Annotated in this window: 24 protein-coding genes and 2 pseudogenes; 12 read left to right on the forward strand and 14 right to left on the reverse strand. The window is 70.1% G+C overall.

The window, feature by feature from the left end; translation table 11 throughout:
• Positions 1-73: 73 nt before the first annotated feature.
• The 8 genes from FBY35_RS03445 to FBY35_RS03480 form a co-directional block, all read right to left on the reverse strand.
• A complete protein-coding gene (locus FBY35_RS03445; RefSeq protein ID WP_142212359.1) occupies positions 74-1,951 on the reverse strand; it encodes a GMC family oxidoreductase in 1,878 nt (625 codons plus the stop codon).
• Positions 1,948-3,318, reverse strand: a complete 1,371-nt coding sequence (locus FBY35_RS03450) for a hypothetical protein (RefSeq protein ID WP_260848492.1) — start codon at positions 3,316-3,318, stop codon at positions 1,948-1,950. Before FBY35_RS03450 ends, FBY35_RS03445 begins: the two co-directional genes overlap by 4 nt.
• 47 nt (positions 3,319-3,365) lie before the next feature.
• On the reverse strand, positions 3,366-4,052 hold the full coding sequence (locus FBY35_RS03455) for a FadR/GntR family transcriptional regulator (RefSeq protein ID WP_142212360.1): 687 nt from the start codon (positions 4,050-4,052) through the stop codon (positions 3,366-3,368).
• Between the two features lie 110 nt (positions 4,053-4,162).
• On the reverse strand, positions 4,163-4,555 hold the full coding sequence (locus FBY35_RS03460) for a hypothetical protein (RefSeq protein WP_142212361.1): 393 nt from the start codon (positions 4,553-4,555) through the stop codon (positions 4,163-4,165).
• Between the two features lie 87 nt (positions 4,556-4,642).
• Complete coding sequence (locus FBY35_RS36025) at positions 4,643-4,870, reverse strand: hypothetical protein (protein WP_160159219.1); 228 nt, start codon at positions 4,868-4,870, stop codon at positions 4,643-4,645.
• Positions 4,867-5,280, reverse strand: coding sequence for a hypothetical protein (locus FBY35_RS03465; RefSeq protein ID WP_142212362.1), 414 nt, complete (start codon positions 5,278-5,280; stop codon positions 4,867-4,869). The genes FBY35_RS36025 and FBY35_RS03465 overlap by 4 nt, the downstream gene beginning before the upstream one ends.
• A gap of 436 nt (positions 5,281-5,716) precedes the next feature.
• Positions 5,717-6,298: a TIGR03086 family metal-binding protein gene (locus FBY35_RS03475; protein WP_142212363.1), complete on the reverse strand. Its 582-nt coding sequence runs from the start codon at positions 6,296-6,298 to the stop codon at positions 5,717-5,719.
• Positions 6,299-6,349: 51 nt separating this feature from the next.
• A complete protein-coding gene (locus FBY35_RS03480) occupies positions 6,350-6,772 on the reverse strand; it encodes a hypothetical protein (RefSeq protein ID WP_260848493.1) in 423 nt (140 codons plus the stop codon).
• A gap of 77 nt (positions 6,773-6,849) precedes the next feature.
• On the opposite strand from FBY35_RS03480, the gene FBY35_RS03485 reads away from it, so the two are divergent.
• The 7 genes and pseudogenes from FBY35_RS03485 (at position 6,850) to FBY35_RS03515 (ending at position 11,204) form a co-directional block, all read left to right on the forward strand.
• Positions 6,850-7,182, forward strand: coding sequence for a helix-turn-helix transcriptional regulator (locus FBY35_RS03485; protein WP_260848659.1), 333 nt, complete (start codon positions 6,850-6,852; stop codon positions 7,180-7,182).
• Complete coding sequence (locus FBY35_RS03490; RefSeq protein WP_142212364.1) at positions 7,179-7,616, forward strand: SRPBCC domain-containing protein; 438 nt, start codon at positions 7,179-7,181, stop codon at positions 7,614-7,616. Before FBY35_RS03485 ends, FBY35_RS03490 begins: the two co-directional genes overlap by 4 nt.
• 148 nt (positions 7,617-7,764) lie before the next feature.
• Positions 7,765-8,235 (forward strand): annotated as a pseudogene (locus FBY35_RS03495) (phosphotransferase); the annotation flags it as partial.
• 360 nt (positions 8,236-8,595) lie between these two features.
• Positions 8,596-9,195, forward strand: a complete 600-nt coding sequence (locus FBY35_RS03500; RefSeq protein ID WP_142214874.1) for a DUF5994 family protein — start codon at positions 8,596-8,598, stop codon at positions 9,193-9,195.
• A gap of 112 nt (positions 9,196-9,307) precedes the next feature.
• Positions 9,308-9,787, forward strand: coding sequence for a DUF5994 family protein (locus tag FBY35_RS03505; protein WP_142212365.1), 480 nt, complete (start codon positions 9,308-9,310; stop codon positions 9,785-9,787).
• A gap of 250 nt (positions 9,788-10,037) precedes the next feature.
• Positions 10,038-10,238, forward strand: a complete 201-nt coding sequence (locus FBY35_RS03510) for a DUF5988 family protein (RefSeq protein WP_142212366.1) — start codon at positions 10,038-10,040, stop codon at positions 10,236-10,238.
• Positions 10,239-10,382: 144 nt separating this feature from the next.
• Positions 10,383-11,204, forward strand: a complete 822-nt coding sequence (locus FBY35_RS03515; RefSeq protein WP_160159221.1) for an alpha/beta fold hydrolase — start codon at positions 10,383-10,385, stop codon at positions 11,202-11,204.
• A gap of 102 nt (positions 11,205-11,306) precedes the next feature.
• On the opposite strand, the gene FBY35_RS03520 is transcribed toward FBY35_RS03515, so the two are convergent.
• A complete protein-coding gene (locus FBY35_RS03520; RefSeq protein ID WP_142212368.1) occupies positions 11,307-12,011 on the reverse strand; it encodes a DUF2993 domain-containing protein in 705 nt (234 codons plus the stop codon).
• Positions 12,008-13,156, reverse strand: a complete 1,149-nt coding sequence (locus tag FBY35_RS03525) for an MMPL family transporter (protein ID WP_313904641.1) — start codon at positions 13,154-13,156, stop codon at positions 12,008-12,010. Before FBY35_RS03525 ends, FBY35_RS03520 begins: the two co-directional genes overlap by 4 nt.
• On the opposite strand from FBY35_RS03525, the gene FBY35_RS03530 reads away from it, so the two are divergent.
• A complete protein-coding gene (locus FBY35_RS03530; RefSeq protein ID WP_142212369.1) occupies positions 13,098-13,853 on the forward strand; it encodes an ATP-binding protein in 756 nt (251 codons plus the stop codon). The genes FBY35_RS03525 and FBY35_RS03530 overlap by 59 nt on opposite strands.
• A gap of 32 nt (positions 13,854-13,885) precedes the next feature.
• On the opposite strand, the gene FBY35_RS03535 is transcribed toward FBY35_RS03530, so the two are convergent.
• Complete coding sequence (locus FBY35_RS03535) at positions 13,886-14,725, reverse strand: class I SAM-dependent methyltransferase (RefSeq protein ID WP_142212370.1); 840 nt, start codon at positions 14,723-14,725, stop codon at positions 13,886-13,888.
• 203 nt (positions 14,726-14,928) lie between these two features.
• Here FBY35_RS03535 and FBY35_RS03540 point away from each other — a divergent pair, with 203 nt between their 5' ends.
• On the forward strand, positions 14,929-15,639 hold the full coding sequence (locus FBY35_RS03540; protein ID WP_142212371.1) for a helix-turn-helix domain-containing protein: 711 nt from the start codon (positions 14,929-14,931) through the stop codon (positions 15,637-15,639).
• Here FBY35_RS03540 and FBY35_RS03545 read toward each other — a convergent pair.
• Together FBY35_RS03545 and FBY35_RS03550 are read right to left on the reverse strand one after the other, a co-directional pair.
• Positions 15,617-16,294, reverse strand: coding sequence for a response regulator transcription factor (locus tag FBY35_RS03545; RefSeq protein ID WP_142212372.1), 678 nt, complete (start codon positions 16,292-16,294; stop codon positions 15,617-15,619). The genes FBY35_RS03540 and FBY35_RS03545 overlap by 23 nt on opposite strands.
• Positions 16,291-16,698: pseudogene (locus FBY35_RS03550) on the reverse strand (sensor histidine kinase); the annotation flags it as partial. The pseudogene FBY35_RS03550 and the gene FBY35_RS03545, both read right to left, overlap by 4 nt.
• Here FBY35_RS03550 and FBY35_RS03555 point away from each other — a divergent pair.
• On the forward strand, positions 16,699-17,163 hold the full coding sequence (locus FBY35_RS03555; protein ID WP_142212374.1) for a hypothetical protein: 465 nt from the start codon (positions 16,699-16,701) through the stop codon (positions 17,161-17,163).
• A 496-nt stretch (positions 17,164-17,659) separates the two neighbouring features.
• Positions 17,660-19,894, forward strand: a complete 2,235-nt coding sequence (locus FBY35_RS03560) for an endonuclease (RefSeq protein ID WP_142212375.1) — start codon at positions 17,660-17,662, stop codon at positions 19,892-19,894.
• 11 nt (positions 19,895-19,905) lie between these two features.
• Here FBY35_RS03560 and FBY35_RS03565 read toward each other — a convergent pair whose 3' ends face one another.
• Positions 19,906-20,754 carry a caspase family protein gene (locus FBY35_RS03565; protein WP_142212376.1) on the reverse strand — a complete coding sequence of 283 codons (849 nt, stop codon included), beginning with the start codon at positions 20,752-20,754 and terminating at the stop codon, positions 19,906-19,908.
• A gap of 176 nt (positions 20,755-20,930) precedes the next feature.
• On the opposite strand from FBY35_RS03565, the gene FBY35_RS03570 reads away from it, so the two are divergent.
• A complete protein-coding gene (locus tag FBY35_RS03570; protein WP_142212377.1) occupies positions 20,931-21,875 on the forward strand; it encodes a hypothetical protein in 945 nt (314 codons plus the stop codon).
• Positions 21,876-21,886: the final 11 nt, after the last annotated feature.

A 21,886-nucleotide genomic window follows, 5' to 3' on the forward strand; every position in this document is an offset into this window, starting at 1 on the left:
TGCGTGGCTGCGGCCGACCACAGAGGGATTCACGCACGGTCATCAGGGGGTGGGGGCGACGCGACAGGGCGGGTCAGCGCCGCTGAACCGCCGGGCGACGATCTTCCCCGCCGGGTGCCCCCTCCAGGTGGCCTTCGGTGACTGCCAGCGCCGCGGCCATGATGCTCAGCTGCGGATTGACCTCGGGGCAGCCCGGCAGCACCGCCGCGTCCGCGATCAGCACCCCGTGCACTCCGCGCAGCCGCCCTGCGGGGTCGGCCGGGAAGAGCTGGTCGTCGGCACCGGCACCGACGGTGCCGGTGGGGTGATAGGCGGACAGGTGCAGGTGGCGCGGCCCCACGCGCCCGAGGATTGCGTCCAGTTCGGACAGGGAGCGGGCACGGGGCGCGATGGCGATGCCGGTGAGAACCTCCTTGGCGCCCGCCGCGAACAGGAGTTGGCCCATCGCGCGTACGGCGAGCATCAGGCGGTCGCCGTCGCGCGGGTCCAGGTCGTAGCGGAGCAGAGTCCGTTCACGGCCCAGTACCCGTCCCGACGGGCGGTCGGCGATCATCGCGCCGAGGGTGGCGAGCCGGTCGGAGCTCTCCAGTTCGCGCCGCAACTCACCACCCAGGCCCGGTAGTACGAAGGAACCCATGCCCGGCGGGGTCGCGGTGGCCTCGATCAGTACGCCACGCTCGTGCAGCTCCTCGACGCCGACGCTCTGGAGCACCCCTTCCCAGGCGGTAACCGGTTCGGGGAAGCGGCCCGCGACACTGGTCGCCGGATGGACGCTGAGGTTGCGGCCGAGCCGTGGGTGGCCGCCGAGGCCCGAGCGGCGCAGCAGGGGCGGGGACTGCAGGGCACCAGCGGCGACGACGATCAGCGGCGCGAGGATCTCGAACTCACCGCCGCCCTCCTTCCCTACGAGCACACCCACCGCGCGGGGACCGCCCGGACGGTCGGTGTCCACAAGGACACGCCGGGCGCGGGCGCCCGTGACGATGCGGGCTCCCGCGGCGCATGCGTCGGGCAGGACCGACAGCTGCACGCTCTGTTTTGCCCCGGTGGGGCAGCCCACCACGCACTGGCAGGAGCCCTTGCAGCCGGTCGCGTTGCGGCGCAGGGGCGCGGCCCGCCAGCCGAGGCGTTCGGCACCGGCGAGCGCGAGGCGGCCGTTGTTGCCGAGGACGTCCAGCGGCTGGGTGGCCACGTTGAGGGTGCGTTCGACCTCGTCGAGATAGGGGCCGAAACGCTCGGCGGGCGAGAAACCGAAGTCGTCCTTCCAGCGCGCCAGCACATGGTCCGGAGTGCGGTAGCAGGTACCCGAGTTGACGACGGTGGTGCCGCCGACCGCGCGGCCCACCGGAAGCAGAAGGGGCGGATTGCCCACTGCCACGGTCGCCCCGCCGTCCCGGTAGAGGTCGGCGAAGCGGTCGAGCGGGGTGCGCCGTCCGAACGACGCCGTGGAGTGGTGTTGTCCCTCCTCCAGTACGACGACGCGGAGACCGGCCCGGGCCAGGGTCCGGGCCGCCATGGCTCCACCGGCACCGGAGCCGATGACCACGGCGTCAGCCGTGGACCGGGTCCGCCACTCGCGCGAGTCAGTGCAGTCGAGCGGTGGGTCCTGGCGCGTCAACCCCTGTGCACGTATGCCGTGTTCGAGCATCCGCTCGGTCCCGGCGGCCAGCAGAACGGGCACTTTGAGCACGTCGAGGAGGGGCAGCAGCGCGGTGCGGGCGCCGAGCGCGGCGAGCACCCTCTCCCGCTCCGCGGCGGTCAGGGTCCCGAGCCTGCGACCGGTGCGGGCCACGGCATACGCGTCGAGCGCACCCGCAGCCGCCCGGACCCCGGCCCGCGCGGGAGCGGGCATCGAGCCGATGACGGCCTCCAGCCTGCCGGGAACCCGTGCCGGCCAGTCGGCGGTGCCGTCGTCGGCGATCAGGGCGGCCACCGATGCGTTGAGACTCATCGGGCGCCCACCTCGGCGTGTGCCGTGCCGTCCAGGGTCCACTCGGCCTCGGTGCGCCAGCCGCCCCACCACCGCTCCAGCAGGACATGCGCGTCGGCACGTTCACTGTTGCGGCAGGTCGCGTGGCTGCCGTCCGGATCGGTGTAGTCGAGCGCGAGGGTGCGCTCCTCGGGCTGGGTGACCTCGACCCGGATACGGCGCAGGCCCGCACGGCCGGTCGCCTTCCAGGTGGGCAGGCCGATGGCGCAGCGGAACCGCCCGAACCCGGCCCAGCCCACCGCCGTACGCTCCGCCCTTCGCGGCCAGGTCCGGCCGTCGCGGCGCAGCCGCAGGAACACCAGCGGCGGCAGGCTCCGCAGCCCCGGCCGGGTGGAGACCGCGGCGACGATCTCCAGCACATCGCCCCCGCCGAGATCAGCGTGCAGCCAGGCCCAGCGGCGGGCGTTGCCATGGCCGTAGATCCGGGCGGACGCTCCGGGCGCGCCGACCGGCGTGAGGGTCTTGTTGTCGTAGGAGAAGGTCCCGGCGTACGAGGCACGAGCGGCGGGAAGCATCTGGGCCGCGGGCAGCAGAGGGCGGCGCCAGGACCAGCGGGGGAACGTGAACAGCGGGGCGTCCGCGGTCTGTTCGGTCAGGTCCCAGCGCAGTGCGCCCGCCGACCCGGACAGCCGGCCGGGCACGGCCGAGATGCCTTCAGCGGAAAAGCCGTCCGCGGTGAAGGCGTCCCCGTTCCCGGTCCACTTCTCGGGGCCGAAGCGGGCGTGCCGTATCGGACCGTCCTTGGGGAAGACCGCGGCCCAGCCGTGTGCGAAAGCCCCGGATCCGTCGGCGGGCGCGACGAGTTCGTGGTGCAGCCACAGTCCGGTGCCGGTGGCCGGGTCGGTGAGCGTGGTGTACCAGACTTCGGTACGACCCGGCTCACCCCGCCAGCGAGGCGCCAGATGCGTACCCGCGTCGGCGCGCCGCGGGAAGCGGAAGCTTGTGAGGAAGGGCACCAGTCCCGTCGTCACGGGGAAGCGCAGGGTGCCTTCGCCGATCGGGGTGCCGCCCTCGTACACCGTGAACGGCAGCACGGTCATCGACGCCAGCGGTCGGCGCGGAGTCACGGATTTCCAGCCGTCGAGAGTGAGGCGGCGGTCCCCGGCCGTGAAGGAGATCCGGTAGCGGATTCGCCGCCGGGCCAGCGGTGAAATCTCCAACTCGCCCTCGGTACAGGGGTCATCCGCCCATCCGGCGATGCGTATGCGTCCGGTGATCCGCGCCTCGGTCGTGCCGCGGGGCCGCAGGACGCGATCCGCCGCGGCCCTCAGATCGAGCCGTACCGCGCGGGCACGGTCCTCCCCGTCGAGGGTGACCGTGCCCAACATGGTCTCCCTGAAGACGGTCCCCCTCGTTCCGCGATCGTTGCGTGTCCTCATGCGAGGCCCTCCAGCATGATCCGCTCGGTCGCCGTCAGATACGCCTCCGCGGCCCGCCGTGCGCCGCCCTCGTCGCCCGCGACGACTGCTTCGACCACCGGTTCCAGCCTGGTGTGCGCGGCGACGGGGTCGGTGAAGGGGGCCACGAGGGCGGCCCGCACCGGCAGATAGGCATTGAAGAGCGTGTTGGTCAGCAGCACATACACGCGGTTCCCGGTGGCCCGGGCCAGCGCCCGGTGCACCTCGATGTCGGCGAGCTGCACGGCATCCCCGCCCTCGGCAGCCCGCACCGCCGCCAACAGGGAACGCAGCTCGCCCCGGTGCTCCACGGTGGAGCGGGCGGCAGCCCGCTCGGCGATCAACGCGCCTACGCTGCACCGCACTTCGAAGACCTCGCCGATCCAGTCCGGACTGTGCCTCACGAGCATGGGGAGCAGATCGGCCCCGCCGAGCCGCGCGTAGTCCCGCACGCGGGTGCCCACACCGTGCCGTGTCTCCAGGAGCCCGGCCTGCACGAGGCGCCCGAACGCGTGCTTGAGGGTGGTACGGGTGACGCCGTACCCGTCGGCGAGCTGTCGCTCCGGAGGCAGATAGCTGCCGGCCGGACGGCGACCGGCGAGGATGTCCTCGCGCAGCCGTGTCTCCAGGACATCGACGATGGTCTCGCGGGGCAGCGCCTCCACGTGGGTTCCTCCAGCGTGATTGGGTGGCTCAGTGGATGAGCCACTCAACCAGTGCGGGAGAACGACGTCAATGCATCAATCACCAAGCTGTGCACGACCGATACGAAGCGCTACAACGGGGAGAGCCTTGCCATCACACGCCGACGCAGCAGCTGGTACTCCTCCCAGCGCCGCGGCAACCGGCCCGGGGGCCGTGTGACGACTCGCCCCCCGGTCACCCTCTGGCCGCCGCGGAACTGCTCGCGGGTGAGGTCGATCTCGATCCCGCTGGGCAGCCGGTTCCACCAGTGGTAGCCGTGCTGCTCACCGCCCAAGTGCACCTCGCTGACCACGAGGTCGCCGCCGAGGATGTCGTTCACGACAAGAGCGGTGATGTCGCAGTGGCCCCAGGCGGGGTTGTCCGTGGTCCAGTCGGCGCGCTCGAGATCGTCCGGGGAGCAAGTGTCACGCGCCCAGCCGGCTCGCAGCGCCGCCGTGATGTCTGTCAGGGTCAGAGGGATCATGCGGAGCAGAATGCCCAACGGCACTGACATCTACGGCCCGCTTGGGACGAGTTCAGCGAGCCGCCGACCGGACACGAACGGCGAGGCTCAGTCGTCCTCGCCAGCCGCCGATTCCGCCGCGGCCGCCGCCGATTCGGCCGCGTCCACCACTTTCCGCATCTCGGTGAGATCCGGCGGGCTGGTGGTGGCCGAGCCGTCGCTCCTCCCGCCGCCCTTCTCTTCGCCGCCCCCTTCGCACCCGGCGACGCCGCCGAGAACGGTGAGGACGACGAGCGCGGATGCCAACGCCCTTCCGGCACCCCGGCGGACTGTCACTTCCCGCTCCCGTTGTTGTGCGCCCCGCACCAGGTCTTCACCGCGGCCAGGTCCTTCTGCCGCTTCTCCAGAGTGGGGACGAGTGAGCGCCGGAAGGTGAGCTTGTCGTTGAGGTAGGTCTCGATCTCGGTGTGGCCGGCCTTCCTGGCGTTCTCGGCCCGCTGCTCCAGCCTGCTGATGGACCCGTGCTGTGTCGCGTCCCCGCCCAGGCGGGTCAGGGCTCGCGCCAGGCGCTTCTCGATCTTCGGCACCCGCTTGCACAGTGCCTGCGCGCCGTCGCCGGTCGGTTCGGCGGCCGGCGAGGGTGTCGCCGTACCGGGTGTTCCCGCGTCGGCTGCGGCTGCGCCGGTCGCGGTGAGCAGGGCGGCCGCGGCGGTGAGAGCCACGGCAGCGGTTTTGGCGGTCCTCATGACGTACCTCCTGGAAGGGGGCGCGGGGCCCATGTGCCTGCGCGCAGCCAGAAGTTAGGGGCCGACTTTGTGGAAACCTTGTGGGTGCCGGGCCGTTGCGATCAGCCGGTCCCGATCGGCGGGCAGGGACGGTGCGCTCTCGCCCAGCACGGGGAGGCGAACCTCGAAGCGGGCGCCTCCGCCCCGGGCGGGTCCTGGACCCTTACCTGACCCCGGTGCAGCGCCGTCTGCTGCGCGACCAGGGTGAGGCCGAGCCCCGAGCCCGGGCTCTGCGGTCCGCGCCGTGCGGATGCCCTGGGTCCACTCGGGATCGTGGCGCCAGTCCATCGCGTAGCCCGCCATCTGGTCGGGCGGGAGCGGGATCACCCGCTCCGCTGCCTCGTCGATCGTCATGCCGCTGCCTCGACCTCCTTGCCGGGCGGGTCCCGCCGGGCGGTCAGCGGGCCCACTCAGGATTCCTTCCGCTGGCACCGAGTGCACGGTGGAAGGCGGGTGCGTCGGCGGGCACGGAGACGGGCGGGCCGAATGCGCCGTTGGTACGGCCCTGCTCCGCTATCTGTTCGACCGCGCCGAGCGTGGCCTGCCCGGCTTCCTCGCTGATCGCGAAGGTCCGTCCGGTGGCCATGGCCAGGTCCCAGCCGTGCAGGGCGAGTTCCTCAAGGGTGATCGTGGCGGCGAAGCCGGCCGGCATCTCACCGGGGCCGAACTCGGTGGTGCCCTCGTACGCCCCGGGGTCGCCCCAGGCCGCCGCGACCCTGTCCGCCGAGTCGGCGACCGAGGCGGGGGACATGCCCAACGCGGCGGCCGCGGCAGCCTCAGCGGGGTGAGGCTCCTTGCGGGCGGCGCGTTCGGAGGAGATCAAGGTTCTGCCCAGGTGGTCGAGGAGCTCGGCGACGGTGAACTTCTCGCACGGGGTGCGTTCGCCGAGCTGGTCGCCGCGGATGCCGGTGGCCGTGGCGGAGACCGCGTCGGCGCATTCCCGGATGGCGGTGGGCAGTGTGTGCTGCTGGGTGTTCATGGATCTCTCCGTAAGTTGTTAGGCGGCCCGGGAGGGCCGGGTGGTCAGCGGTCAGGCGGTGAAGAAGGGCGCGGGCTTGCCGGTCTCGGCGTACGCCTTGAGCTGGAGGAACTTCGTCGCCCAGCCGTAGGTGAAGTCCCGGTAGGCGTCGTCGACGGCCGGGAAGCCGCTGTGGGTGAAGCGCAGGGTGACGTCCCTTTCGGGCGGGCCAGGACCTCGTAGGTCTGCGCCGTGCCGGTCCAGGGTCCGTTCTCCCCCGCCAGGACGAGCCGCTTGCCGGGCTCCGTCTCGACGACGCGCAGCCGCCAGGGCTCCGGCACGCCCGGGAACGCCAGCTCGTGCAGGCCGTCCACGCCCTGGTCGGCGGTGGCGGTCGTGGTGAACCAGCTCTGTAATGCCTTCGGTGGTCGAGATCGCCGCGTACACGGTGTCCGCGTCGGCCTCGATGTGCAGCTGCATCGCGATGTCCGCCATGAGAGGTGCCCCGTTCGATTGCTTTAGTCGAGACTAAAATGATGTCGCCCCGATGGCAAGCTGAAGCGGTGGCTAAAATGAAGGTCATGGATGCGGTACGGGCGGTCGCCGAGCCCAGACGGCGCGAGATTCTTCGCCTGGTCTGGGATGCCGAGCTGTCCGCGGGCGAGATCGCCGAGCGGTTCGACGTCACCTTCGGCGCGGTCTCCCAGCACCTCAAGGTGCTCAGGGACTCGGGCCTGGTTACGCTGCGCCAGGACGGCAGAAAGCGCTACTACCGGGCCGACCGCAAGGGCATGGGCCCGCTGGCCGACTACCTGCAGTCGATGTGGGCCACCAAGCTGGACGCCCTCACCGAACTGGCCGAAGCGGCTGAACGCGCCGAGAAGTCCGAGGAGGCAAGCCCGTGAGCACCGACCTGGTCACCCTGGAACGGCGCATCGACGCCCGGCCCGAGACCGTCTTCTCCTTCTTCACCGACCGGAACAAATGGCTGTCCTGGATGGGCCAGGACGGCGAGTTCAGCTTCCGGCCCGGCGGCGCCTACCGCACCACCGTCACCGGCCAGAACATCGCCGAGGGCCACTTCGTCGAGATCGACCCGCCCAAACGCATCGTCTTCACCTGGGGCTGGCTGGACAGCGACCTCGGTGTCCCGCCCGGCTCGACAACCGTCGAAATCACCCTCGAACCCGACGCCGAGGGCACGCTGCTCCGCCTGGTCCACCGCGATCTCCCCTCCCCCCAGGCCCGCGCGGCCCACAAGGACGGCTGGATCCACTACACCGACCGGCTCGCCACCCTCGCGGAGGACGGCAACCCGGGCCCCGACACCTGGATGTAGGCGACCGCGGCCGAAGCCGTCGGCCGGTCCACAACCCCGCCCACCCGCAAATGAGTTGATCTTCCGCGTCCCGAAACGTTCGGATGAACCCCGGCCCGAATCGCAACGGTCTCACCCACTCCCGGAGGCCTTCGTGTGCGCGGGCAGGATGCCTGCCGACGAGGCGGACATCGACGGTTCTCTCGTCCGGCGGCTGCTCGCGACCCAGTTCACGCAGTGGGCGAACCTGCCCGTCGAGCCGTTCCCCTCGGCCGGGACCGTCAACGCGGTCTTTCGGCTGGGGGACGACATGGCTGTGCGACTCCCCCGCATCGCGTCGGGCGTCGACGAAGGGAAGAAGGAGTACCGGTGGCTGCCACGGCTTGCTCCGGTACTTCCGGTGGACATTCCCGTCGTTCCGGGGAGGGGAGTGCCAGCCGAGGGGTACCCCTGGAACTGGTCGGTGTACAGCTGGCTCGACGGCGAGAACCCGACCGTCGGCGACCTTGCCGACCCAGCGGCCCTCGCACTGGATCTGGCGCGGTTCGTCGCCGCACTGCGGCGGATCGATCCCGCGGACGGGCCGCTCGCCTACCGCGGCGGGCCGCTGAGGACGCAGGACAACGAGACGCACGCTGCGATCGAGGACCTGGAACATCCGACGCATGGAGGCCGAGGAGGAAGAGCGCGGCTGTCGCGGCATCGGCCCGCGCCCCAGGGCCGGAATTGCAGCACCAGCGGGAGTAAAATCGGGATTTGGGTTGGTGCACTCTCACGTGCAACCGCCCGGAAGGGCGGCCCCGGTGTGTATACGCCGGGGCCGTTGGCCGGCTCCCGCAAGCCGTTCAGCCCGGCGTTCCGCATGGGTCCGGTGGGTACCGGCCAGGAGTACCCTGGAGATACCGAGGACACTTCGTGCACCAGCTCCCACGCTCGTGTCGTTTTCGGCGATTCACGACACCGGGCCGGTGCAGACCGGCCCGGGGGCAGGTTCCGTGTCATGACCGCGACCATTTTCCCTACGCCCGCGGTCGAAGACCGGACCTCTTCTTCGTTGCCGCTCCGACTCATGCTGGCGCCGGCCGGCACCGCTCCGGCCCTGATCGACGGTGCCTGGTGGCCCCGCTCCCGCGATCTGAGTGCGGAACTTCCCGCACTGACGGCCGTACTGGACCCGCTGTGGGGGCGGATCACCCGCGTCACCGTGAACCCCACGTTCTGGCCGGTCATCCCACGGAAGCTGCCCGTCGCCGGGCATGTGGTGCATGTCGGTTGGTTCAAGGCCGAGCAGGATCCCCACAAGCTGCTGCTGCTCTCCTACACGTCCGGCCGCTGGGACTTGCTGGTCATCCCACCGGAGACCAGCGCCGCCACGGCTGCCCGTCTGATGGCTACAGCGACCGATCCGTCGCGCTGTCTCACTGCGAGCGGCCTGATCCAAGAGGCCGAGTTCTTCCGGATGGCGGCCGAGGCCGACTGGGACTCGAACCGGGAGAGGGTCTGGGACTCCGAGGGCGGCCACGAAGTGCGCCGCGTGAGCTCATCTTCCGCTGGGCGAGCGGTGAGCGCTCACGTACCGGAGCCGACGGAGGGGGTGTAAGGATCATGGGGACCATCCTCACCGTGCTCGTACTCATGGCGATGATCGCCCTGGGCACGCTCGTGAATCACGCTTCCGGTGCCGTGGGGCGGCTCTGGCCCCGCCGTCGCTCATGACTTCCGACTTCAGCACTCCGACGACTCATCTCCTGCTCCTCGCGGACACGAGCGATCAGCCGATGGTTCCCGGTGCGGCTGTGCTGAGGATGGAGACCACCTCCAGCCGTGTGGGGCTGTTCGACGGAGCCTGGTGGCCACGCTCCCGCGACATCGGGGCTCAGTTGCCGGGCCTGATCACCGCCCTCATCGCCCAGGTGGGCCCCATCGCACGCGTCGGCTTGGACGCAAGCGCCTGGGACCGCGCTCCGGGCCACCTGGTCATCGATGACCGCATGGTCCGTATCGACTGGTCCGCGGTCGACGACCACACAATGCTCATCACTCGGGGACCTCAGGATCATTTCTCCTTCCTGGTGATCCCACTCGAGGCAGACGCGGATGCCGCGCACGCCGCGATGACCATGGCCATACAGGACGGCAACTGCACATCGGCGGAACAGATCCTCGCCGACACCGGCATCCTTCCCGCCTAGTGCTGTGACCGGACAGGTTTGCCGGGAAGCTCGCGGCGTCCGGTGTAGTGCATCGCAAGGCGGAGGATCGCCCTTGTACTGGGGTACTCGGGTGATGCGACAACGCAGCGAGGTACCGTGCCGGGCGTTGCGAGCCAGTGAACTTATCCGGTCACAGCACCAGCGGGGACATTCGTGCCCTTCGCCCGAGCGGCCGAGCGCCCACTCCAGCCGAGGTGCGAGGGGTCGCTCCGGTAGGAAGACTGGCCTTATGGCTACCAAGGCAGTCCTCGAGGGCGGCCCGGACGATCTGCCGGAGCGGATCGTCCCGATCACACCTCCCGGACAAGAGCTGAAGATCCCGCACCGCGGCGGATACGAGCACTTCAAGGTCACGTCGCGGCATCAGGAAACGCCCGAGGGACGGCTGCCCGTCTACGACTGGTGGGAACGGACGGAGATCGCCGAGTAGGACCGGCGGTCGGGGCCCTGTGCCGCGCGAGGTTCTTTCGCCATCCGGCAGGAGGGGCCGCTCGTCGGTACGATCGGAATGATCGTCGCTCGGCTCCCCCGGGCTCGCGGACAGGGGCGACCGGACGCGGCGAGGAAGGCCGCCATGACCACCATCTCCGTCAAGGCCGCGCCTCTGCGGGAAGGGCTCACGCTCCCTTACGCCGAGGCGGGCTACCCCCGTGGCACTCCCGTCGTCTTCGTCCACGCCATCGCCGACTCCTGGTGGTCCTTCGAACCTCTCCTGAGGAGGCTCCCGGCATCCCTGCACGGCTACGCGCCCACTCAGCGCGGCCACGGGGACGCCGACCGTCCCGCCGACGGCTACCGGCCCGAGGACTTCGCCTCCGATCTCGTGGCCTTCCTCGACGCGGCCGGCATCGACCGCGCCATCCTCGTCGGGGCCTCCAGCGGCGGCGTGCCCGCCCGCATCGTGGCCGGCAGCCATCCCGACCGCGTTGCCGGGCTGGTGCTGCTCGGCGTCCCCGGCACGCTCGCGGACAAGCCCGCGGCGACCGCTCTGCAGGAGAAGATCGAAGGGCTCTGCGATCCCGTCCCGCGGGCGTTCGTCGAGGACCTGATGTCCGGCATGATGGCCCGGCCGGTGGCCAGGGGCTTCCTCGAGACCATGATTGAGGAGAGCCTGAAAGTCCCGGCCCACGTCTGGAAAGAGACGATGCGCGGGCTGCTCGAAGCCGATCTCCGGGCCACACTCGGGGGCATGCTGGTGCCGACGCTCGTCGTCTGGGGCGACCAGGACGCTTTCCTGCCGCGCGGCGACCAGCAGACCATCCTCGACGCCATCCACGGCTCGCGTCTGCTCACCTACGAGGGCGTGGGCCATGTCGTCCACTGGGAACAGCCCGAACGCGTCATCGCCGACCTGGTCGCCTTCGCCACCAGCACGGCGTCGGCCGCCGCCCCGTGATGCGAGAGGAGACAGCCGTGTCCGGGCCAGTGGCTCCCGGCGGTCGTCCCGCCCGGCCTCCCCGCGAAGGACGGCGCGAATCCATTGACAAGCCCTGCTCTGTCACTGCGGTCCCTCACGCGGCGGCAGTACGGACGGGCTGCCCGCCGTCAGGTGCACCTGGATTCCGTCCGCCCGGACCTCGAGGGACGTCGCTTCGAGGCCCAGCGGGTAGTCGCGGCCCTCGTCCCGGCGGGCGAGGGAGTCGCCGATGCGGTCGGTCATCCGGTCGGGGGCGGGCCTGCCCATGATGGCCGCCGACGCGACCGTCATCTCGACGCGGCCGTCCCGGATCCGGGGCCGAAGCGTCAGGCTGCCGATTCCCGCGCGGCCGACGACAAGGGTGAGCGTGTCCGTTCCGGGATCCGTCCGTACCTCCGTGACCGGCATTCCGCCGAGGTCTCCCGCCATCTGCGCGACCGCGCTCACCGGGATCACCACCGTCGCGCGGGCAGAGCCCACGGTGGCGCCGTCCGGAGCGCCACCGGCGAAACGTACGTCGTCCAGGCGCGCGTGGACTTCGGCGTCCGGTACCCGGCCGAGTCGTACATGGTCGCCGTCCAGCTCGACGAACGGCAGGTGCCTGTCGCCGAGTTGGAGGAGCGCGGGTCTGGACGCGAGGTCGATGTCGACCTCTCCGTCCAGAGCCCGGGCCGCCGCCGCCTCGATGCGGCCCTCAAGGACGGACCGTGCGAGGAGTTCGCCGCACACCGGCACCGCGACGAGAACTCCGGCCACGGCCAGGGCGATCCATGTCCGGCGCCTCATGCGCCCGCCCCCTGCCCGGACCGTGCCGTCGTCCCCTCCGGATCCAGGCGAGGCAGCAGCCGGTCCAGCCACCGTGGCAGCCACCAGTTGGCCCGGCCGAACAGGTACATGGTGGCGGGCACCAGCAGCAGCCGGACCACCGTCGCGTCGATCACCACGCTCACACCGAGCCCGAGCGCGAGCATCTTGATCACCACCTGGGTGGAGAGCAGGAAGGCGAGGAACACACTGGTCATGACGATCGCCGCGCAGCTGATGACGCGGGCGGTGGCGGCCAGTCCGCCGGCCACGCTGTCATGGTTGTCGCCGGTCTCCAGCCATGCCTCGCGGATCCGTGCGAGCAGGAAGACCTCGTAGTCCATGGAGAGCCCGAAGACGATGGCGAACATCATCATGGGGACGTACGACTCGACGGGCACGGATTCCGTGACGCCGAACAGCCGCCCGCCCCAGCCCCATTGGAAGACGGCGACCAGGACCCCGTAGGCCGCGCTGATCGACAGCAGGTTCAGCAGGGCCGCCTTCACGGCGACGAGCAGGCTGCGGAACACGCAGAGCAACAGCAGGAACGCGGCACCGACGACGACCGCGACGATCCACGGCAGCCGCTCCACCACGACATCGCGGAAGGCCACGTGGACGGCGGTGGTGCCGGTGACGTACGCCCGCGCGCCGGTGCCGTCCAGGTCCTTGGCAGCACCTCGTCCTCGAGCCTGTGGACGAGTTGGGTGGTCGACGTGTCCTGCGGGCCGTGCTGAGGGACGACGGTGGCCGTGAGCAGGGCCCGGTCCGGCGTATATGCGGGCCGGGTGACGGAGACGACGCCGGGAGTCCGCTCCAGCAAGGCGCGTACGTCGGCCGCGACCCGGTCCGTGTCCGTAGCGCCCCGGGCCGGTGCGACGACGACGGTGAGCGGACCGTTCGTGCCGGGCCCGAACCCGTCCGAGACCAGGTCGTACGCCTGGCGTTCGGTGTAGCCGCCGGGGCTGGCACCCGCGTCGATGTGGCCGACGCGTATCGAGGCGAGCGGCACGCTCAGGACTGAGAGGAAGCCGGCCGGGACCCGTCGCCCGCAGCATCACCCTGGTGACCACCGCGGTCGCCCTTCTCGCCGTCGTGCTGACGGGCGCGGTCGCCTGGTACATGATCCGGGACGGCGCCGAGGCACGGCAGCGCGACCAACTGGGGCGTCAGGCAGAGGTGTTGAGCCGTACTCCCGTCTTCTCCCAGCTGCTGCTCGACCGCGAACAGCGGCTTGCCGGATCGAACGGGGTCCGGCTGGCGGTCGTCGGGCCCGCCGGGGAGGCGGCGGGGCCTGCCGCCGCGGCCGTGGCCGCCCGGACCCGTGCAGCCCTGCTCGACGGCGAGTCCGTATCCACCGAGGGGCGACTCGACGGCGAACAGGTCCTGGTGGAGGGCCGCCCGGGGGACGGGCACACCGCCGTCGTCCTCACCCAGCCCTACACCGTCGTGGGCGACAGCATCTCCCGTGTGCGCGGGGCGCTGATCCTGCCGCTCGCGGTGGGTCTGGCAGGTGCCGCGCTCGGCGGCCTGCTGCTGGCCCGTCGCCTGTCGCGGCCGCTGACCACGGCGGCGACCACGGCACGGCGCCTCGCCGAGGGCGGGCGCGGCCTGCGCGCCGAGCAGGGCGGGCCGCGCGAACTCGCCGACCTCCGGGGCGCCCTGCACGCCCGCTACCAGGGGATCCGGCCCTCCGGAACGGGCCTGGGCCTGGCCATCGTGCACCGGCTGGCCCAGCGCCTCGGCGGTTCGGTGACCGCTCAGGGGCACGGCCCCGAAGGAGGGGCCTGTTTCTCGGTCCGGCTTTCTCGACGGCCATGAGGCCTGTGTGATCGACTGGACGGGACCTCGTGTCAGCCGCGCCTGCGGGCGGTGAGGAGCAGATACTCCCAGTCCATCACCGTGGTTCCCGTGCCCTGGTCGTGCCGCCTGGCGAGCTCGTCGAGATCCCGGTCGAGCGCGGCGACCCGGTCGGGGTCGCCGGCGATGCTCCGGTACACGGCGATGGTCGGGCCGTAGTGGGTCTTGAAGTACTCGCGGAAGTCCTCGGGCTTCTCGAAGAGGTCGATCCGCACGGTCCGGCGCTGAGCGACGACATCGGTCACCCGGTCGGCAAAGAGTGCACGGACATGCTCTTCGCTTCCCCACAGTGGTGCGGGCTGCGCGCCGGGCGGGAGCGCGGGCGCGTACGGCTTCATCGTCGTGAACATCTGGCCGATGAAGCCCTCAGGCGTCCAGTTGATCAGACCGACGGTGCCGCCGGGGCGGCACACACGGATCAGTTCGTCGGCGCTGACCTGGTGATGCGGGGCGAACATGATCCCTACGCAGGACATCACCGTGTCGAACGAGGCCTCGGCGAAGGGCAGCGCCTCAGCGTCGGCCTCGCGCCACTCAAGTTCCACGCCGCGCTCCTCAGCCACGCGACGCCCTGCTTCCAGCAGCTCCGGGGTGAGATCGCACGCCACCACGTTCGCACCGGCGAGCGCTGCGAGGATCGCGGCGTTGCCCGACCCGGCCGCGATGTCCAGCACTCGCTCTCCGTCCCGTATGTCGCACGCGTCCGCCAGGACCGCACCCAGCTCCGAGACGACGTCGGCAGCCACGGCAGGGTAGTCGCCCAGCGCCCACATCCCCCGGTGCCTGGCCTTGAGGGCACGGTCGGCCTCGACGGCGTCGATGATCTTGCTCATGGCTGGTCTCCTCTGGGGTCTCTCCGGCAGAGGCCGGAAATTTTCGGATGTGCCATGAGTTCGACAGTAGGAAGGGGCGCCCTCCCGTCCTAGTACGAGATCTGTACCGCGGGGAGCACGCAGATCCCCACCGGCCGGGCCCCGCAGGGCCGGGGTGTCCGCCGGACTGGTCGTGCCGGTGGACGGGACCTAACCTGCAAGACATGGGGTCCTCGTACTACCAGTTCTGCCCCGTCGCGAAGGCGATGGAGCTGCTCGACGAGCGCTGGACGCTGCTGATCGTCCGGGAGCTGGTGACCGGGAGCGAGCATTTCAACGAGCTGCGCCGCGGCGTCCCGCGGATGTCCCCCACGCTGCTGTCCAAGAGGCTGCAGCAGCTGGTACGCGCCGGAATCGTCGAGAGGCGGACCGAGGGCACAGAGGTGCGGTACGTCCTGACACCGGCCGGCGACGAGCTACGGCCTGTGGTGGAGGCGCTCAGCGTCTGGGGTGTCCGATGGATCGGAGAACTCGGCGACGAGGATCTCGACCCGAAGCTCTTGCTGTGGGACATGCATCGCCGCGTCGACGCCGAAGCCGTCCCGGAGGGGCGGACGGTGGTCCAGTTCCAGTTCCCGGACGTGCCCGCGCGCAACCGCCGCTGGTGGCTGGTGATCACCGCCGCCGGTGCGGACGTCTGCGACGCGGACCCCGGCTTCACAGTGGCGGTGACGGTGACCGCGGGCCTGCGCCGCGTGATCGAGGTCTGGCGCGGCGATCTGAGCTGGTCCGACGCTCTGCGCACGGGCGCGCTCGAGGTACAGGGCCCCGAGGCGATGCGCCGGGCGGTGCCACGATGGTTCACGCTGCCTGCGTACGCGGCGGCGCCCCGTCCGCTTGAGCCCGCCCCGGTCAGCCCGCGCCGCCCGGAGTGACCAGGCCCGTCTCGTACGCCACCACCACGGCCTGCGCCCTGCTGCCCAGATCCAGTTTGCTCATCGTGCGGTTGAGGTGTGTCTTGACCGTCGCCTCGCTGATGAACAGCTCGCCGGCGATCTCCAGATTGGACAGGCCCCTGGCGGTCAGCCTCAGCACCTCCACCTCGCGCGAGGTCAACGCCCCCAGATCGGGCGGCGAGGCGTCCGTACTCTCGGCACTGCCGGCCTGTCGGGCGAACGCCTCGACCAGCCGGCGGGTGACGCTGGGCGCGAAGAGCGCATCTCCCCCGCGGACCGCCGCCACCGCGGCGAGCAGCCGTTCCGGCCCCGAGTCCTTGAGCAGAAAGCCGCAGGCACCGGCACGCAGCGCGCCGTAGACATACTCGTCCAGGTCGAAGGTGGTGAGCACCAGAACGCGGGGCAGCGGGTCCGGCGCCTCGGCGAGGATCTTCTCGGTGGCCGCGATGCCGCTCATGCCGGGCATCCGGATATCCATCAGGATGACGTCGGGACGGGTCTGTGCGGCCAGCGCGACGGCCTCCTCGCCGTCGCCCGCCTCCCCGACCACCTCGAAGCCGGGTGCCGCGCGCAGCAGCCCCACCAGTCCGGCGCGGATCAGGAACTGGTCGTCGACGACGAGCACCCTGGTCATCCCGACGTGTCGTCTCCCTCGCGTACGGCCTGCGTGGAGGTCGGCAGGGTCAGTCGCACCGCGAAACCTCCCTCGCTCCGCGGGCCGATGTCGACCCGCCCGCCGTAGAGCTTGGCCCGCTCACGCATGCCGATCAACCCGTGCCCGCCGCCGGGCCGAACCTTGTCCGGAATCACCCCCTGTCCGTCGTCCGTGACGGTCACCTCCAACTGGCGTGGCTCATAGCGCAGTTCCACGCTCGCGCGGGCTCCGGGCGCATGCTTCAGTACGTTGGTCAGCGCCTCCTGTACCACGCGGTACGCGCACAGGTCGACGCCGGGCGCAAGGGGGCGGGCCGTGCCCTCGATCCGCAGGTCGAGCCACACGCCCCCGGACCGTACGCGCTCGACCATCTCCCCAGCACGATGACAGCACGAAAGAGCCTCGCCCTGGCGACGGCCACGGTGGCGCTGGGCACCGGGCTCGCGATGGCCGCTCCGGCCGCCCTGGCGGCGCCGGCGGCGCACAGCACGCCGGGCACCACCGCTTCGCAGACCGGAGCCTCCGCCTCCAAGGCCGGCTGGCACCTGATCTGGGGGCCGAAGAGCCACAAGCCCACCACGTACTGGGCCACGCCCGACTTCGTCCCGCGCAGCGGCACGCTCGGCGTCAACGCGCGCTGCTGGAACGGCGGTGACGGCACCAAGTACAAGATCGACGTTGTGCGGACGCGCGACAAGAAGGTCGTCAAGAAGGGCGGCTGGGGGTACTGCAACGGCGGCTGGATGACGGTGAAGGCGAACGCGTCGTCCGGGACGTCGTACTACATGCGCATCTACCTGAAGGGCAAGGCGCACACGGTCGAGGCGAAGGCCTACTACTACCGCTGAGACGGGGGACGGTCGTCGCCGGCGAACACCGCCGGCACGACCGGAGTGCGGCCCGGTCCTCCCTTCGCGGGAGAGCCGGGCCGCCTGCTGCTGTCCGGAGGCGACGTGAACGGCGAGGTGACGGCAGCGAGTTCCTGCGCGCGGGCGGGATGGGCAACCGCGTGATTAGGTCCGGTAGGTGCACATGACTTCTTCTCGGCTGAATGCCGCTCGATCGTTTCTCTTTCGACTGGGGTTCCCAATTTCGAGCATAGGAGCCGGGCCATTGGGTGCTCGACGGATTGTGCTCCGGGCAATTTCCGGTCGGGAAGCTCTGATCCGGGGAAGTTCTGGTCCGGGCACGGCAATTCAAATCCGCAATAATCCAGCGGTCCAGTATTGAAGGGCCAACCACTGATCCGTTCGAGTGAGCACCGATCGACAATCCGTGTCCATAATGGAGAAGGGGCGACAGGCAGCAAACCCATGTTCGGGCAAGGCCGGGAGGCGGGCCGATATGACAGTGCAGCAGTTGTCGCATGCCGAAACAGAATATCTCTCACAAATAAAGCAGGCCCACGAGCGCTACGAGATGCGTGCGGCGGAGCGTGCGCGTAACCTGCGCGTCCTCGACCGGCGCGGCATCCTTCACACCGACGCCCCGGAGCGCGTGGAGAAGAGGCTGGCCCGCCTCGGCGCCGACCTGGCGCTGGCGACAGCGATTGAACAGACACCGACGGCTGCCACCACGGGCAGCAGTCTGGAGCTGGCCCCGGACTCCTTCGGCGCCGATGTACTGGGTCTCGAACGCCTTATGGGGCGCAATGACCTCATCGAAGTCGGTTTCCTGGAAACGGGCTTCATAGCGGCGCGCTCGATCGGGCGCGTGACCGTCCGGGCAGGCGGCGGGGGCCATCACGGCACCGGATTCCTCATCTCCCCGACGCTCCTGATGACGAACAATCATGTGCTGCGCACCGCGGACGAAGCGAGCAACGGAGTCATCGAATTCAACTTCCAGGCCGGGCTGGACGGACAGCCACTCCTGCCCGTGGTGTTCCGGCTGGAGCCGCAGACCTTCTTCGTCACGGACCGGGACCTCGACTTCAGCGTGGTCGCCGTGGCACAGCGCTCCCAGGACGGACAGCCGCTCACGCCGTTCGGCCGGCTGCCCCTGCGGGAAGCCGAGGGCAAGGTCATACTCGGCGAGGTCGTCAACATCATCCAGCACCCCAACGGCGAGCCCAAACAGCTCGCGCTGCGCGAGAACACCGTGGTGGACCTGCTGGAGAAGTTCGTGCACTACGAGACCGACACGGCCCCCGGCTCGTCCGGGTCTCCGGTCTTCAACGACCAGTGGGAGGTCGTGGCCCTGCATCACGCCGGTGTTCCTCGCACCGACGAGCACGGCAGGCCCCTTGCCGTCGACGGATCCGTCTGGGAGCCGAGCATGGGTGAGCACCGGCTCGACTGGAAGGCCAATGAGGGCGTACGGATCAGCCGCGTCCTCGGCGCGCTCCGGCAGGTCCCGATGTCCGGCCCCGCCGCGGCGCTCCGCGAGGAGATATTCGCGGCCGGTGCGGCACTGCACCCGGTGGAGGTGTCGCCACCGCCGGGCAGGACGAACGGCGTCGGGCCCCAGAGTCTCGCGGGCCCCGTGGCGAACGGGACCGCGCAGCAGCCGGTGCCCGCAGGGCCAGTTCGTCTGAGCGTCCCGCTGAACATCACTATCAGCGTGGACCCCGCCACCTTCCAGACGCAGGCCGCCACCACGGCCGCGGCTCCGGCACCGGCGCCCGTTCCGGCCACCGCCCTTGCAGGTCTTCCGGGCCTTCCGGGCCTTCCGGGCATCGCCGTCGGTCACATCGACGGTCAGTCGCCCGCCGACAACGACCTGGCCGCCGCACGGGTCAACCTCGCGGCCGCCAGGACTCGTCCCTACTACGACGCGGCCGCGGACCGTATCGCGCGGGACGCCTATTACGCGGACATCCGCACCGGCAGCCCCACCGGCCTTCGCCGCGCGCTCGCCGAACTGCTGGAGGCGACCCATGAGCACCGGCCCGCGTACAAGCCGATGCGCATGCTCTACCCGTGGGTCGACCTGCACCCGGACGAGCAGTTGCGCAGCATCTACTCGGGCAAGGACTTCACTCCCGAAGAGCTGATAGAGGCCGACGCCGCGGTGGAGGCGGCCCGGATCGGACGCTGGCAGGAGTTCCTCCTGCACGAGAGTGCGCCCGGCCCCGGAGCACTGGAGGCCGAGTTCGACGCCCTGGAGGCGGCACTGCCGTTCAACTGCGAGCACGTCGTGCCCCAGTCCTGGTTCGCCAAGAAGGAGCCCATGCGCGGGGATCTCCATCATCTCTTCGCCTGCGAGTCGGCATGCAACAGCTTCCGCGGGAACATTCCGTACTTCGACTTCGCTGACAGCGAGGAAGTCGTACGGCACTCCTGCGGGCGCCGCGAGCCGCTCAAGTTCGAGCCGTCGGCGGGCAAGGGGCCTGTCGCCCGCGCGACGCTGTACTTCCTGCTGCGCTACCCCGGATTTATCGGGGACGAAGGGCGCGAACTCCAGCGCGAGCGTCTGGACCTTCTGCTGTCCTGGCACGCCGCTGACGCGGTCAGCGAGTACGAGCGGCACCGCAACGCGGCGACAGCCGAGATACAGGGCAACCGCAATCCGCTCATCGACCACCCGGAGTGGGCCGAGGAGATCGACTTCGCCGGTGCCTGGCCCGACGGCGGCTGACGAGCGGCCTTCTAGACCGTGAAGGGGCGCTGCTCCAGGAACGCGTCCCCGGGATGGCCGGTCACGTAGAGATTCGGGCTCTGCGTGGCCGGCATGTTCCGCACGATGTCGCGGTGGAAGGCACGGTACCCGCCGTGGAACGTCCCGCCGTCCCACACCTCCAGCAGCGTGCCGGTGAACTTGCCGTTGACCGGGCCGTCGGAGGAGAGCTGGTTGTCCTGGCAGCCGGAGATGAGCAGGGCGTTCACTTCCTGCTCACCGTTGCGGGTGCCCAGCGCGCGCTGGATCTCCTGGAAGAACTCCTTGTCCCGCTGGTAGATCTCGAACTGCTTGGCGACCGGCATGAGCCGTGAGGCGTTCTCGATCTCGTCGGGGTCGCTGGTCTGGAACTGCTCCCGCATGGCCTCGGCGCTGAGGACTTCCCGTACCTCGATACCGGTCCCGCTGTGGCAGGAGTCGAGGAGCGCGAGGATCCTCACACCGTCGTCGAAGCGGCTGAACTCCCGGTAGAGCTCGTCGTCCAGGAATTCGCGGTCGAAGAGGACGAGGGTTTCGTCGAAGTCGTCCAGCTCGTCGTCGGAGCCGACAGCGTTCGGGACCTGACCGCCGTGACCCGAGTACGTGAACATCAGGATGTCCCCGCTCCTCAGTGTCTTGGCGGCCTTGCGCAGCTCCGCGGTGACGTTTTCGACGGTGCCGTCGGAGGTGAGGAGAACCGTGTCGTCGAAGCCTGCTTCGCGGGCCAGGCGGGCCATGTCGTTGGCGTCGTTCTCGCATGCGACGAGCTCGCCGTCCCAGCCGCCGTATTTCGCTGGGTCGACCTTGTTGAGTCCGACGTGGAGGGAGAGGCCAGTGGACATGAGAAGTGCTCCTTGTGCCTGGGTGGCGTGCGTCGTCTGGATGAGTTCCGTGCACCTTCGGTGTCTGAACCCTCTTCCGGCGAGCGGGCGCCCGAATGGCGGACACGCAACGGCAGGCCAATACTGAAATCACCGACGCCCCGGTGGGCGGCGTCCGTGCCCTGTCGGGAGGCTCAATGCAACCCAGGGTCATCTACGTCCACGGCAATGGGAACAAGGTCCGCTCGGAACTGCTCAAGTCCCAGTGGGACACGGCTCTTTTCGGCCGGGACATGGGCGATTGTTCACGCATGGCGTACTGGGCTCCGCTTCGCTACGACAAACCCCTGCCCGACCACCGGCCCGACCCGCTGGAGGGTGGACCGGTCGACGGCGGGACTGTGGAGACCGAGGGAAGATACGCCCCGGAGGAGTTCGAGGCGCCGGAGGAATTCGTGGCGCGAACCATCCACGAAGCCCGGTTCGACGGGGGCGGGATCGCGCCGGAGTCGGTGCCCGGTGCAGGCGGGGTGAAGCACGCGCTCACCAACTGGCTGCTTGAGATGACGTACCTCGGAGACACACTCGCCGAGACGGAGGAGACAGGGCAGGGCGCACAACTGCCCCTCGAAGCAATGCCGTTGCCGGGTCCCGCCCGCAAGGCGGTGTTCCGGATGCTCGTCAAGCACACCTTCAAGGACGTCCACGCCTATTTCTTCGGTGGTGCGGGAGCGGCGATCCGCGGTGTGGTCAAAGGAATGCTGGAGGGCCTGGACAGCGCCCCGCTGGCGGTCGTCGGGCACAGTCTCGGGTCCATCGTCGCCTATGAGGTGCTGGCCGACGAGGAGCGCGACGTCGAGCTCTTCGTCACCGTGGGGTCGCCGCTGGCGATCACCGAGGTGCAGGACCACCTGGCGAAACCACCCGCGGTTCCGTCCGGAGTACGGGCCTGGCGCAATGCCTCGGATCTGCGTGATCTGGTCGCTCTCGACCACACGCTCAGGCCCGAGTACGCGCCGGTTGAAAAGGTGACCGATCTGCTGGTCACCAACGACAGCAAGAACCATCACGGCATCTCCGAGTATCTGGGAAATCCGAAGGTGAGAGAGCCGTTCCAGCGGATGTTCAGCCACCTTGCGTGAGTGCAAACCGG

Origin of the sequence: Streptomyces sp. SLBN-118 (assembly GCF_006715635.1) — a bacterium.
Classification (GTDB): Bacteria; Actinomycetota; Actinomycetes; order Streptomycetales; family Streptomycetaceae; genus Streptomyces.

What these genes read in the sequence shown, in the direction of transcription:
- FBY35_RS03445 (WP_142212359.1), bottom strand. Translation starts at nt 1,951, where the DNA reads ATGAGTCTCAACGCATCGGTGGCCGCCCTGATCGCCGACGACGGCACC.
- FBY35_RS03450 (WP_260848492.1), bottom strand. Translation starts at nt 3,318, where the DNA reads ATGTTGGGCACGGTCACCCTCGACGGGGAGGACCGTGCCCGCGCGGTA.
- FBY35_RS03460 (WP_142212361.1), bottom strand. Translation starts at nt 4,555, where the DNA reads ATGATCCCTCTGACCCTGACAGACATCACGGCGGCGCTGCGAGCCGGC.
- FBY35_RS03465 (WP_142212362.1), bottom strand. Translation starts at nt 5,280, where the DNA reads ATGAGGACCGCCAAAACCGCTGCCGTGGCTCTCACCGCCGCGGCCGCC.
- FBY35_RS03475 (WP_142212363.1), bottom strand. Translation starts at nt 6,298, where the DNA reads ATGAACACCCAGCAGCACACACTGCCCACCGCCATCCGGGAATGCGCC.
- FBY35_RS03480 (WP_260848493.1), bottom strand. Translation starts at nt 6,772, where the DNA reads ATGGCGGACATCGCGATGCAGCTGCACATCGAGGCCGACGCGGACACC.
- FBY35_RS03485 (WP_260848659.1), top strand. Translation starts at nt 6,850, where the DNA reads ATGAAGGTCATGGATGCGGTACGGGCGGTCGCCGAGCCCAGACGGCGC.
- FBY35_RS03500 (WP_142214874.1), top strand. Translation starts at nt 8,596, where the DNA reads ATGACCGCGACCATTTTCCCTACGCCCGCGGTCGAAGACCGGACCTCT.
- FBY35_RS03505 (WP_142212365.1), top strand. Translation starts at nt 9,308, where the DNA reads ATGACTTCCGACTTCAGCACTCCGACGACTCATCTCCTGCTCCTCGCG.
- FBY35_RS03510 (WP_142212366.1), top strand. Translation starts at nt 10,038, where the DNA reads ATGGCTACCAAGGCAGTCCTCGAGGGCGGCCCGGACGATCTGCCGGAG.
- FBY35_RS03515 (WP_160159221.1), top strand. Translation starts at nt 10,383, where the DNA reads ATGACCACCATCTCCGTCAAGGCCGCGCCTCTGCGGGAAGGGCTCACG.
- FBY35_RS03520 (WP_142212368.1), bottom strand. Translation starts at nt 12,011, where the DNA reads ATGAGGCGCCGGACATGGATCGCCCTGGCCGTGGCCGGAGTTCTCGTC.
- FBY35_RS03525 (WP_313904641.1), bottom strand. Translation starts at nt 13,156, where the DNA reads ATGTACCAGGCGACCGCGCCCGTCAGCACGACGGCGAGAAGGGCGACC.
- FBY35_RS03535 (WP_142212370.1), bottom strand. Translation starts at nt 14,725, where the DNA reads ATGAGCAAGATCATCGACGCCGTCGAGGCCGACCGTGCCCTCAAGGCC.
- FBY35_RS03540 (WP_142212371.1), top strand. Translation starts at nt 14,929, where the DNA reads ATGGGGTCCTCGTACTACCAGTTCTGCCCCGTCGCGAAGGCGATGGAG.
- FBY35_RS03545 (WP_142212372.1), bottom strand. Translation starts at nt 16,294, where the DNA reads ATGACCAGGGTGCTCGTCGTCGACGACCAGTTCCTGATCCGCGCCGGA.
- FBY35_RS03555 (WP_142212374.1), top strand. Translation starts at nt 16,699, where the DNA reads ATGACAGCACGAAAGAGCCTCGCCCTGGCGACGGCCACGGTGGCGCTG.
- FBY35_RS03560 (WP_142212375.1), top strand. Translation starts at nt 17,660, where the DNA reads ATGACAGTGCAGCAGTTGTCGCATGCCGAAACAGAATATCTCTCACAA.
- FBY35_RS03565 (WP_142212376.1), bottom strand. Translation starts at nt 20,754, where the DNA reads ATGTCCACTGGCCTCTCCCTCCACGTCGGACTCAACAAGGTCGACCCA.
- FBY35_RS03570 (WP_142212377.1), top strand. Translation starts at nt 20,931, where the DNA reads ATGCAACCCAGGGTCATCTACGTCCACGGCAATGGGAACAAGGTCCGC.